The 12232-nt window shown below is 71.8% G+C and carries 8 protein-coding genes; all 8 read left to right on the top strand.

Annotated features, from left to right (window positions below; all coding sequences use genetic code 11):
- Positions 1-14: 14 nt before the first annotated feature.
- Positions 15-662, top strand: a complete 648-nt coding sequence (locus ACWCO8_RS00460) for a class F sortase (RefSeq protein ID WP_451030870.1) — start codon at positions 15-17, stop codon at positions 660-662.
- A 192-nt stretch (positions 663-854) separates the two neighbouring features.
- Complete coding sequence (locus ACWCO8_RS00455) at positions 855-2036, top strand: ROK family protein (protein WP_451030212.1); 1182 nt, start codon at positions 855-857, stop codon at positions 2034-2036.
- Between the two features lie 284 nt (positions 2037-2320).
- Positions 2321-3811: a sugar ABC transporter ATP-binding protein gene (locus tag ACWCO8_RS00450; protein WP_451030211.1), complete on the top strand. Its 1491-nt coding sequence runs from the start codon at positions 2321-2323 to the stop codon at positions 3809-3811.
- Positions 3808-4818, top strand: coding sequence for an ABC transporter permease (locus ACWCO8_RS00445; RefSeq protein WP_393485862.1), 1011 nt, complete (start codon positions 3808-3810; stop codon positions 4816-4818). The genes ACWCO8_RS00450 and ACWCO8_RS00445 overlap by 4 nt, the downstream gene beginning before the upstream one ends.
- Positions 4819-4873: 55 nt before the next feature.
- The gene (locus ACWCO8_RS00440; RefSeq protein ID WP_362002532.1) at positions 4874-5911 is read left to right on the top strand and encodes a substrate-binding domain-containing protein; all 1038 of its coding nucleotides are present in this window, start codon (positions 4874-4876) and stop codon (positions 5909-5911) included.
- A gap of 175 nt (positions 5912-6086) precedes the next feature.
- Positions 6087-7241: a Gfo/Idh/MocA family protein gene (locus tag ACWCO8_RS00435; protein WP_451030869.1), complete on the top strand. Its 1155-nt coding sequence runs from the start codon at positions 6087-6089 to the stop codon at positions 7239-7241.
- Between the two features lie 13 nt (positions 7242-7254).
- Positions 7255-8259 (top strand): sugar phosphate isomerase/epimerase family protein, encoded by a 1005-nt coding sequence (locus tag ACWCO8_RS00430; RefSeq protein ID WP_362002533.1) that lies wholly within the window; start codon positions 7255-7257, stop codon positions 8257-8259.
- Between the two features lie 262 nt (positions 8260-8521).
- On the top strand, positions 8522-12211 hold the full coding sequence (locus ACWCO8_RS00425) for a ThuA domain-containing protein (protein ID WP_451030210.1): 3690 nt from the start codon (positions 8522-8524) through the stop codon (positions 12209-12211).
- The last annotated feature ends 21 nt before the right edge of the window (positions 12212-12232 follow it).

The following is a 12232-nucleotide window of genomic DNA, read 5'->3' as shown; positions in this document are numbered from 1 at the left end:
AACCGGGAGCGCACATCGTGCAGGGGTCGTACGGACCGTCCAGACGCGGCGCGTGGGGCGTCGTCATCGTCGTCCTGCTCGTCGGCGTCCATCTCGTCCGGGGCGGTACGGAGGGGTGGGTGACCGGCGGCCCTCCGCAGCCGCCGGCCGCCGCGGCCCCGGGCCATGCCGCCGCCCTCGCGCCCGTGCGCGCCCCCGACCCCCTGCCCGCCTCCCGGCCCGCCCGGGTCCGCGTGCCCGCCGTCCGCATCGACGCGCCCGTCGCCGCCGTCGGCCTCGACGCCGAGGGGTGGATCGACACCCCGCCCGAGGACGAGCCGAACCTGGCCGGCTGGTTCACCGGTGCCGTCACCCCCGGGGAGAAGGGCACGGCGGTCGTCGTCGGCCATGTCGACACCCCGGTCGGGCGCGCCGTCTTCTACGACCTCGGGGCGCTCGCCAAGGGGCAGCGGGTCGAGGTCCTCCGGCAGGACGGCAGGACCGCCGTCTTCTCCGTGTACGGCACCGAGGTCGTTCCCAAAGACGGCTTCCCCGCCGAGCGGATCTACCGGGCGTCCCCGTACCCCGAGCTACGCGTCATCACCTGCGGCGGAGGCTTCTCGCGGCAGCGGGGGTACGACGGCAACGTCGTCGTCTCCGCCCGGCTCGTCGAGGTGCGCTGACCCCGGTCGGCCGACGGCCCACCCAACCCTCCTTTGTCCTTCTCCGGGAAAAAGTCTGCACGGATCACTGCGCGACTTCTTCCCACCCCCGGACACCACTGCTACGTTCCCCTCGAAAGCCCGGCGGAGAGCCGACTTCCGTCGGGCGCCGAAGGGTTCGCCGACTCGCTAGGGGAGGGGCGCGTGAGACGCATGACCGCACGACCCGCCAACGCGCACCAGGCGCGACTGCTGCGCCTGTTGCGCGACGGAGGCCCCAACTCCCGTGCGCAGCTCGGCGATCAGATCGATCTGTCCCGCTCCAGGCTCGCCGTCGAGGTGGACCGGCTCCTCGACACCGGCCTCGTCGTCGCGGACGGCCTCGCCGCCTCGCGCGGCGGCCGCCGTTCGCACAACATCCGGCTCGCCCCCGAACTCCGCTTCCTCGGCGTCGACATCGGCGCCACGTCCGTCGACGTGGCCGTCACCAACGCCGAGTTGGAGGTGCTCGGGCATCTCAACCACCCCATGGACGTCCGCGAGGGACCGGTCGCCGTCTTCGAGCAAGCCCTCGCGATGGCCGCCAAGTTGCGGGCGTCCGGGCTCGCCGAAGGGTTCGACGGCGCCGGAGTCGGTGTCCCGGGACCGGTCCGCTTCCCCGAGGGCATCCCGGTCGCGCCCCCGATCATGCCCGGCTGGGACGGCTTCCCCGTACGGGAGGCCCTCAGCCAGGAACTCGGCTGCCCGGTCATGGTCGACAACGACGTGAACCTCATGGCCATGGGGGAGCAGCACGCGGGCGTCGCCCGCTCGGTCGGCGACTTCCTCTGCGTCAAGATCGGTACGGGCATCGGCTGCGGCATCGTCGTGGGCGGGGACGTGTACCGCGGTACGACGGGCAGCGCCGGCGACATCGGGCACATCCAGGTGGAGCCGGACGGCCGCGCCTGCGCGTGCGGCAACAAGGGCTGCCTGGAGGCCCACTTCAGCGGCGCCGCCCTGGCCCGCGACGCCGAGGACGCGGCCCGCGCGGGCCGCTCGGAGGTGCTCGCCGGACGCCTGGAGGTGGCCGGAACGCTCACGGCGGTCGACGTCGCCGCGGCGGCCGCCGCGGGGGACGCCACCTCGCTCGCCCTCATCCGCGAGGGCGGCAACCGGGTCGGGCAGGTCATCGCCGGACTCGTCAGCTTCTTCAATCCCGGTCTGGTGGTGATCGGCGGCGGGGTCACCGGCCTCGGTCACAACCTCCTCGCCAGTGTCCGCACCCAGGTCTACCGCCAGTCCCTCCCGCTGGCCACCGGCAACCTCCCCATCGTCCTCGGCGAGTTGGGCCAGACCGCCGGCGTCATCGGCGCGGCCCGCCTCATCAGCGACCACCTCTTCTCCCCGGCGTAACCGCCGCCGGCGGCCTCAGCCGCCGACGGCAGTCCGTACCCCCACGAGCAGTCTGTGCCCCCTCCCGCGGGCAGTCCGTGACTCCCACGGGCAGCCCATGGCCCCACAGGCGGTCCGAACCTCCGTACGTGCGATCCGGCCCCACGCCGGAACGCATCCGCCCGCACCCGCACCCCGCACCACCCCCGTCACCACCCGCTCAGGCGCAACCCGCATCCGCCGAGGGGATCCCACCCATGCCTCAAGAGTCTCCAGCGCCTCAAGCGCCCCCGCCCCTGCTCACCATGTCCGCCATCACCAAGTCCTTCCCCGGCGTCCGGGCCCTCGACGGCGTCGACCTGGAGGTCGCGGCCGGCGAGGTGCACTGCCTCCTCGGCCAGAACGGCGCCGGGAAGTCCACGCTCATCAAGGTCCTCGCCGGCGCCCACCAGCCGGACGGCGGAAACATCACCTGGCGCGGCGAACCCGTCCAGCTCCGCTCCCCGATCGCCGCCATGCGCCTCGGCATCGCCACCATCTATCAGGAACTCGACCTGGTCGAAGGGCTCTCCGTCGCCGAGAACGTCCACCTCGGCCACGAACCCACCAGCGCCGGATTCATCGTCAGGGGCCGCGCCGCCCGCACCGCCACGGCCGCCCTCCTGAAGCGGCTCGGCCACCCCGAGATCGACCCGGGCCGCCGCGTCGGCGAACTCTCCGCCGCCCAGCAGCAGATCGTCTCGATGGCCCGCGCCCTCTCCCACGACGTCCGGCTCATCGTCATGGACGAGCCCTCGGCCGCGCTCGACCCCGACGAGGTCGACAACCTCTTCCGTATCGTCGCCGACCTCACCGCCGCCGGAGTCGCCGTCGTCTACATCTCCCACCGCCTGGAGGAGATCCGCCGTATCGGCGACCGCGTCACCGTCCTCAAGGACGGCCGCGCCGTCGCCGGCGGGCTTCCCGCGGCCTCGACCCCGACGCGTGACATCGTTGCCTTGATGACCGGCCGGAACGTCGAGTACGTCTTCCCGCCGCGCCCCGCGGAACCGCCCGTGGCCGCACCCGTGCTCCAGGTCCAAGGTCTCGCCAGGGAAGGGGAGTTCGAGCCCGTCGACCTCGAACTGCGGCCCGGGGAGATCGTCGGCCTCGCCGGGCTGGTCGGCTCCGGCCGCTCCGAGATCCTGGAGACGATCTACGGCGCCCGCAAGGCCGGCGCGGGCCGGGTCCTCGTCGACGGGCGCGCCCTGCGCCCCGGCAGCGTCCGCGCCGCCGTCCGCGCCGGGCTCGGGCTCGCCCCCGAGGAACGCAAGGCCCAGGGCCTCCTGATGCTGGAGTCCGTCACCCGCAACGTCTCGGTCTCCACGCTCGCCCGCTTCGCGCGCGCCGGCTGGATCGACCGTAACGGCGAACGCGAAGCCGCCCGGGCCGCCACCCGGGAGCTGTCGCTCCGCCCCGAGAACCCCGACGTCCCGGTCCGTACCCTCTCCGGCGGCAATCAGCAGAAGGCCGTCCTCGCCCGCTGGCTGCTGCGCGGCTGCCGCGTCCTGCTCCTGGACGAGCCGACCCGCGGCGTCGACGTCGGCGCCCGCGCCGAGCTGTACGCCGTCATCCGCCGCCTCGCCGACGAAGGCCTCGCCGTCCTTCTGGTGTCGAGCGAGGTGCCCGAGGTCCTGGGCCTCGCCGACCGCGTCCTGGTGCTCAGGGAGGGCCGGGTCGTCCACACGGCGCCCGCCCGTGAGCTCGACGAACACCGCGTACTCGACCTCGTGTTGGAAGGGAGCCCCCGCTCATGACGCTGTCCACCGCCAAGACCACCGAGGCGTCCGCGCAGGACGGCGGCCGGCGTCCGCTCGGTCTGCGGGCCGACGTCCGCAACCTCTCCCTGCTCGGCGTGCTCGCCGTACTGATCGCGGTCGGCGGACTCACCCGCCCCGACGAGTTCCTCGCCGTCTCCAACCTCCAACTCGTGCTCACCCAGGCCTCCGTGATCGGGGTCGTCACCGTCGGCATGACCTTCGTCATCACCAGCGGCGGCATCGACCTCTCCGTCGGCGCGATCGTCGCCCTCGCCTCCGTGTGGGCGACGACGCTGGCGACACAGGAGTACGGATTCGCCGGCATCCTCTTCACCGCCGTCGTCGTGGGGGTGGGCTGCGGCCTGGTGAACGGGCTGCTCGTCGCGTACGGCGGGATGGTCCCGTTCATCGCGACCCTCGCCATGCTCGCCTCGGCCCGCGGCCTCGCCCTGCAGATCACCGACGGCCGCACGCAGATCGTCACCGTCGACTCGGTCCTCGACCTCGGCATCCCCGACGCCTACATCCTGGGCATACCGCCGCTGGTCCTGGTCTTCGCCGCCGTCACCGTCCTCGGCTGGCTGGTCCTCAACCGGACCACCTTCGGCCGCCGCACCATCGCCGTCGGCGGCAACGCGGAAGCCGCGCGCCTCGCCGGCATCGACGTCCGCCGCCAGCGCCTCTACCTCTATCTGCTCTCCGGCCTGTGCTGCGGCATCGCGGCCTTTCTGCTGATCATCCTGTCCGGCTCGGGCCAGAACACCAACGGCAACCTGTACGAACTCGACGCCATCGCCGCCGCGATCATCGGCGGCACCCTCCTCAGCGGCGGCCGGGGCACCATCGTCGGCTCCGTCCTCGGTGTCCTCGTCTTCACGACGATCACCAACATCTTCGCGCTCAACAACCTGCAGAGCGACGTCCAGCAGATCGCCAAGGGCGCGATCATCGTCGCCGCCGTCCTGGTCCAGCACCGCACCGCCCGCCACGGCGAAGCCACCTGACCCCCGCCCCCACCACCCGGCACCTCTCCCTCACCCCCCGAAGGGAACCATCGCCATGCCAGAAACCAGCCGCAGAGGACTGCTGTTCGGCACCGCAGCCGTCTCCGCCGGAGCCCTCCTCACCGCCTGCACCAGCAACGAGCCCAAGGCCCAGGCCACGGCCGCGAGCAATGTGCCCGCCGCCGACGACAAGCCCGGCACGCCCGTCACCATCGGCTTCGCCGGCCCCCAGGCCGACCACGGCTGGCTCAACGCCATCAACCAGAACGCCAAGGACCGCGCGAAGAAGTACTCCGAGGTGACCCTGGAGATCACCGAGGGCTCCAACGACACCGCCGTCCAGATCGGCCAGATCCAGACCCTCATCAACAAGAAGGTCGACGTCCTCGTCATCCTGCCCGCCGACGGCAAGGCGCTCACGCAGGTCGGCCTCCAGGCCATGAAGGCGGGCATCCCCGTCATCAACCTGGACCGGATCTTCGCCTCCCCGCAGGCGTACCGCTGCTGGATCGGCGGCGACAACTACGGCATGGGGCTCAACGCCGGCCGCTACATCGGCGAGCAGCTCAAGGACAAGCCGAACGCCACGGTCATCGAACTCGCCGGCATGGACAGCCTCGAACTGACCAAGCAGCGCACCCAAGGCTTCGACGACGCCCTCAAGAACTACCCCAACATCCGCAAGGTGGCCCGCCAGGCGGCCGACTTCACCGTCGAGTCCGGCCAGGCGAAGATGGCCCAACTCCTTCAGGCACAGTCGAAGTTCGACGCGCTGTGGAACCACGACGACGACCAGGGCGTGGGCGCGCTGCGGGCCATCGCCCAGGCCGGCCGCAAGGACTTCCTGATGGTGGGCGGGGCGGGCGCCAAGTCCGCGATGGACGCCATCAAGGCCGACGACAGCGTGCTCAAGGCCACCGTCCTCTACCCGCCGACCATGGCCGCCTCCGCGATCGACCTGGCCCGCGCGCTCGGCCAGAAGAAGGGCGTCGGCGGCCTTTCCGAGCTGGAGATCCCGGCCTCGCTGACCCTCTACTCGGCCGTGGTGACCAAGGAGAACGTCGACGAGTACCTGCCCACCGGCTTCAGCTGACCGGTCCCGGGCCGCCGGCCCGAGCCCGGCACCCCCCACCGTGCAACCGACGAGGAGGAACCCTATGGAACAGCGGGAGAGCGAAGGCGACGAGGCCACGCAGACGGCGACGGCCCAGGCGACGGCCGCGACGGCGGCCGACGTGTCCGCTTCGGCGCCGACGCTCGGCATCGGCATGGTCGGCTACGCGTTCATGGGCGCCGCCCACTCCCAGGCGTGGCGCACCGCGGGGCGCGTCTTCGACCTGCCGCTGCGGCCCGTTCTCGCCGCCGTCGCCGGCCGGGACCGGGCCGCCGTGCGGGCGGCGGCGGACAAGCACGGCTGGGCCGCCGCCGAGACCGACTGGCGCGCCCTCGTCGCCCGCGACGACGTCCAGCTCGTGGACGTCTGCACCCCGGGCGACAGCCACGCGGAGATCGCCGTCGCCGCCCTGGAGGCGGGCAAGCACGTCCTGTGCGAGAAGCCGCTCGCCAACTCCGTCGCCGAGGCCGAGGCCATGGTCGCCGCGGCCGAGGCGGCGGCCGCCCGCGGCCAGGTCGCCATGGTCGGCTTCAACTACCGGCGGGTGCCGGCCCTCGCGTACGCCCGCCGGCTCGTCGCCGAGGGCAGGCTCGGCGCGCTGCGGCACGTACGGGTCACCTATCTGCAGGACTGGCTCGTCGACCCCGGTTTCCCGCTGACCTGGCGCCTGGAGCGCGCGCACGCCGGCTCCGGGGCCCTCGGCGACCTCGGTGCGCACGCCGTCGACCTCGCCCAGTACCTCGCGGGGGAGCTCCTGGTCGGGGTCTCGGCGCTCACCGAGACCTTCGTACGGGAGCGGCCCCTGCTCGCGGGCGTGTCGGCGGGGCTCTCCGGGGCGGCCACGGGCGGGGCGTACGGGGCGGTGACGGTGGACGACGCCGCGCTGTTCACCGGGCGGCTCGCCTCCGGGGCGCTCGCCTCCTTCGAGGCGACCCGGATGGCCGCGGGCCGGAAGAACGCGCTGCGGCTCGAGCTCAACGGCGAGAAGGGTTCCCTCGCCTTCGACCTGGAGCGGCTCAACGAGCTGTCGTTCCACGACCACACCGAGCCGGCCGCCGCCGCGGGCTTCCGCCGCATCCTGGTGACCGAGCCCGACCACCCGTACCTGGAGGGCTGGTGGCCGCCCGGTCACGCGCTCGGCTACGAGCACACCTTCGTCCACCAGGCCCGCGACCTGGTCCTCGCCGTCGCGTCGGGGGCCGGTCCCGCCCCGTCCTTCGCCGACGGGCTCCAGGTGCAGCGGGTCCTGGCCGCCGTGGAGGAGAGCGCCGAGAAGAACGCCGTCTACACCCCCGTACCGCAGCTCTAGGAGGCCGTTGACCGTGTCCCGTCCCTTCACCCTCTTCACCGGCCAGTGGGCCGACCTGCCGCTGGAGGAGGTCTGCCGGCTCGCTCGCGACTTCGGCTACGACGGTCTCGAACTCGCCTGCTGGGGCGACCACTTCGAGGTCGACAAGGCGCTCGCCGACCCGTCGTACGTCGAGGGCCGCCACGCCCTCTTGGAGAAGTACGGCCTGAAGTGCTGGGCGATCTCCAACCACCTGGTCGGCCAGGCGGTCTGCGACCATCCCATCGACGAGCGCCACCAGGCGATCGTGCCCGCACGGATCTGGGGCGACGGAGAGCCGGAGGGCGTACGGCGGCGTGCGGCGCGGGAGTTGGCCGACACCGCCCGGGCCGCCGCCGCGCTCGGCGTCGACACCGTCATCGGCTTCACCGGCTCGTCCATCTGGCACCTGGTGGCGATGTTCCCGCCGGTCCCCGAGCGCATGATCGAGCGCGGCTACGAGGACTTCGCGGAGCGCTGGAACCCGATCCTGGACGTCTTCGACGCCGAGGGGGTGCGCTTCGCGCACGAGGTCCATCCGAGCGAGATCGCGTACGACTACTGGACCACGCAGCGCGCGCTCGACGCGGTGGACCGCCGGCCGGCCTTCGGGCTGAACTTCGACCCGAGCCACTTCGTCTGGCAGGACCTGGACCCGGTCGGCTTCCTCTGGGACTTCCGCGACCGGATCTACCACGTGGACTGCAAGGAGGCCCGCAAGCGGCTCGACGGGCGCAACGGGCGGCTCGGCTCGCACCTGCCGTGGGGCGATCCCCGGCGCGGCTGGGACTTCGTCTCGGCCGGGCACGGTGACGTGCCGTGGGAGGACGTCTTCCGGATGCTCCGCTCGATCGGCTACGCGGGGCCGGTCTCGGTGGAGTGGGAGGACGCCGGGATGGACCGGCTGACCGGCGCCCCGGAAGCGCTTGCCCATCTCAAGCGCTTCGACTTCGACCCGCCCTCGGCCTCCTTCGACGCCGCCTTCGGCGGCCGCGACTGAGGTGAGGTTCCAGGTGGGAGCCCGGGCGGCGGCGACGTCACCCGGGCGGCCCCGCCGTGCCCGCGGACGGCTTTGTCCTGTCGCGGTGAAAAGTTCGACAGGGGCAGTGCGCAAGGCCTTTCCGCCCCGGACGAACCCCGCTACGGTCCCTGATGCAGGCACTGATGTGTACATGACGTAGCTCGATGGTTGTGACCAGCGTGACGGCGCGCGCCGGTCCCCGGACACCCGCACTCACCCGGCCCTACTCCGGAGGACATTCGTGCACAGCAAGAAACGCCCCCGAGCCAGAAAGCCACTCGCCCTCCTCGCCGCCGGACTCCTCGCCCTCGGCGGCCAGCAGGCCCTCGCCGCGGAGACCGAGAACGGCACCGCCGCCCCCGCGGCCGCCGCCGAGGAGTTCCAGCAGGTCACCCTCGCCAAGGGCGGTGAGGAGGTCGGCGAGCCGATGTCGCTGGCCGTGCTCCCCGACCGCAGCGTCCTGCACACCTCACGCAACGGCGAGCTGCGCCGCACCGACGCCGCCGGCAACACCGAGGTCATCGGCACCGTCCCCGTCTACTCCCACGACGAGGAGGGCCTCCAAGGCATCGGCCTCGACCCGGGCTTCGCCCAGAACCGGGCGATCTACCTCTACTACGCCCCGCCGCTCGACACCCCCACCGGCGACGCCCCCGAGAACGGCACGGCGGCCGACTTCGCCAAGTACGACGGAGTCAACCGGCTCTCCCGCTTCACGCTGAAGGCCGACGGCACGCTCGACAACGCCAGCGAGAAGAAGGTCATCGACATCCCCGCCACCCGGGGCATCTGCTGCCACGTCGGCGGCGACATCGACTTCGACGCGCAGGGCAACCTCTACCTGTCGACCGGCGACGACTCCAACCCCTTCGCCTCCGACGGCTTCACCCCGATCGACGAACGCCCGGGCCGCAACCCCGCGTTCGACGCCCGGCGGACCTCCGGCAACACCAACGACCTGCGCGGCAAGATCCTGCGCATCAAGGTCGCCGAGGACGGCTCGTACACGGTCCCCGACGGCAACCTCTTCGCCGCCGGCACCGCGAAGACCCGCCCCGAGATCTACGCGATGGGCTTCCGCAACCCGTTCCGCTTCAGCGTCGACAAGGCGACCGGCGTCCTGTACGTCGGCGACTACGGCCCCGACGCCGGCGCCGCCGACCCGAAGCGCGGACCGGCGGGACAGGTCGAGTTCGCCCGGATCACGAAGCCCGGCAACTTCGGCTGGCCGTTCTGCACCGGCAAGAACGACGGCTACGTCGACTACGACTTCGCGACCAAGCAGTCCGGCGCGGCCTTCGACTGTGCCGCGCCGAAGAACGACTCGCCGTACAACACCGGTCTCGTCGACCTGCCGCCGGCCGAGCCGGCCTGGCTCCCGTACGACGGCGGCTCCGTACCGGAGTTCGGCACCGGATCCGAGTCCCCGATGGGCGGACCCGTCTACCGCTACGACGCGGCCTCCACGTCCCCGGTCAAGTTCCCCGAGGCGTACGACGGCGACTTCTTCGCCGGGGAGTTCGGGCGGCGCTGGATCAAGCGCGTCGAGCAGGGCGCCGACGGCACCGTCCAGTCCATCAACCCCGTGCCGTGGACCGGTACGCAGGTGATGGACATGGCCTTCGGCCCCGACGGCGCGCTGTACGTCCTCGACTACGGCACCGCCTGGTTCGGCGGCGACCACAACTCCGGGCTCTACCGCATCGAGAACGCCACCGGCGGACGCTCCCCGGTCGCGGAGGCGAGTGCGAGCAAGACCTCCGGCGTGGCGCCCCTGAAGGTCGCCTTCTCCTCCGCCGGGACCACCGACGGTGACGGCGACGCCCTCACCTACAGCTGGGAGTTCGGCGACGGCGGTACGTCCACGGCCGCCAACCCCACGTACACGTACCGGAAGAACGGCACCTACACCGCGACCGTGACCGCCAAAGACCCGAGCGGGCGCACCGGTTCGGCCTCCGTCCACGTCGTCGTCGGCAACACCGCGCCCAAGGTCACCCTCGAACTCCCGGCGGAGGGCGCCCTGTTCGCCTTCGGCGACGAGGTCCCCTTCAAGGTCACGGTCACCGACCCGGAGGACGGCGCGATCGACTGCGCCAAGGTCAAGGTCACCTACGTCCTCGGCCACGACAGCCACGGCCACCCGGTCACCTCGGCCAACGGCTGCTCCGGCACCATCAAGACCTCCGCCGATGGCGGCCACGACGACGACGCCAACATCTTCGCCGTCTTCGACGCCGAGTACACCGACAACGGAGGCGGCGGCCAGGCCGCCCTCACCACCCACGACCAGGCCAAGCTCCAGCCGCGCCACCGCCAGGCCGAGCACTTCGACGCCCAGCAGGGCATCACGACGTACGACAAGGCGGAGGCGAACGGCGGCAGGACCGTCGGCGACATCGACAACGGCGACTGGATCTCCCTCAAGCCCTACAACCTCACCGGGGCCACCAAGCTCACCGCCCGCGTCTCCTCCGGCGGCGCCGGCGGCTTCCTCGAAGTCCGCACCGGCTCGCCCACCGGCACCCTGCACGGCTCCGCGCCCGTCCCCGTCACCGGCGGCTGGGAGACCTTCCAGGACATCGACGTACCCCTGAGGAACGTGCCCCGCAAGACCACCGAACTCTTCCTCGTCTTCAAGGGCGGCGCGGGCGCGCTCTACGACGTGGACGACTTCACCATCTCCAGCGCCCCCATCGACCGGAACGCCAAGCGCGTCCTCGTCTTCTCCCGTACCGCCGGATTCCGCCACGACTCGATCGGCAGCGGCGTCACGGCGCTGAAGGAGCTCGGCGCGCAGAGCGGCATCACCGTCGACGCGACCGAGGAACCCCGCCAGTTCACCACCAACAACCTCGCCCGCTACGACGCCGTCGTCTTCCTCTCGACGACCGGTGACGTCCTCAACGCCGAACAGCAGTCCGCCTTCGAGCACTACGTCTCCAACGGCGGCGGCTACATGGGCGTCCACGCGGCGGCGGACACCGAGTACGACTGGGAGTTCTACGGCGGGCTCGTCGGCGCCCACTTCCACTCGCACCCGCAGATCCAGCCGGCGACCGTACGGGTCGAGGACCACGCCCACCCGGCCACCGAGCACCTCGACGCCACCTGGCAGCGCACCGACGAGTGGTACAACTACCGCACGAATCCGCGCGGTCAGGCCCGGATCCTCGCCACCCTCGACGAGACGACCTACGAGGGCGGCAACATGAAGGGCGACCACCCGATCGCCTGGTGCAAGTCGTACGGCGGCGGACGGTCCTTCTACACCGGCGGCGGCCACACCAAGGAGTCGTACGCCGAGCCGGCCTTCCGGCAGCACCTCCTCGGCGGACTCCAGTACGCCACTGGCCAGGCCACGGCCGACTGCCGGCCGCAGACCGGCTACCGCGAGCTCTTCAACGGAGAGACCCGCGAGGGCTGGAAGCAGGCCGGACCCGGCAGCTTCGACGTCGCCGACGGCGAACTGCGCTCGGTGGGCGGCATGGGGATGCTCTGGTACCAGGCCAAGCAGTTCTCCTCCTACTCCCTCACGCTCGACTGGAAGGCCGCGGGCGACGACAACTCCGGCATCTTCGTCGGCTTCCCCGCCTCGGACGACCCCTGGTCCGCCGTGAACAAGGGGTACGAGATCCAGATAGACGCGACCGACGCCGCCGACCGGACCACCGGAGCCGTCTACGGCTTCAAGTCCGCCAACCTCGCTGCCCGCGACGCCGTGCTGCGGCCGCCGGGCCAGTGGAACAGCTACGAGATCCGCGTCCAGGGCGAACGGCTCCAGGTGTTCCTCAACGGGGTGAAGATCAACGACTTCACCAACACCGACCCGGCGCGGAGCCTCAAGGACGGCCACATCGGCATCCAGAACCACGGAGCCGACGACCAGGTGTCGTTCCGCGCCATCAAGCTCAGGGAGCTCCCCTCGTAGAGCCCCCTGCCCAGCCGACGG

The organism is Streptomyces sp. NPDC001927 (assembly GCF_053594455.1).
Note: the sequence above shows the minus strand (reverse complement) of the source record. Positions and strands in the feature narration are given on the sequence as shown.

What these genes read in the sequence shown, in the direction of transcription:
- ACWCO8_RS00440 (WP_362002532.1), top strand. Translation starts at nt 4,874, where the DNA reads ATGCCAGAAACCAGCCGCAGAGGACTGCTGTTCGGCACCGCAGCCGTC.
- ACWCO8_RS00445 (WP_393485862.1), top strand. Translation starts at nt 3,808, where the DNA reads ATGACGCTGTCCACCGCCAAGACCACCGAGGCGTCCGCGCAGGACGGC.
- ACWCO8_RS00455 (WP_451030212.1), top strand. Translation starts at nt 855, where the DNA reads ATGACCGCACGACCCGCCAACGCGCACCAGGCGCGACTGCTGCGCCTG.
- ACWCO8_RS00450 (WP_451030211.1), top strand. Translation starts at nt 2,321, where the DNA reads ATGTCCGCCATCACCAAGTCCTTCCCCGGCGTCCGGGCCCTCGACGGC.
- ACWCO8_RS00435 (WP_451030869.1), top strand. Translation starts at nt 6,087, where the DNA reads ATGGTCGGCTACGCGTTCATGGGCGCCGCCCACTCCCAGGCGTGGCGC.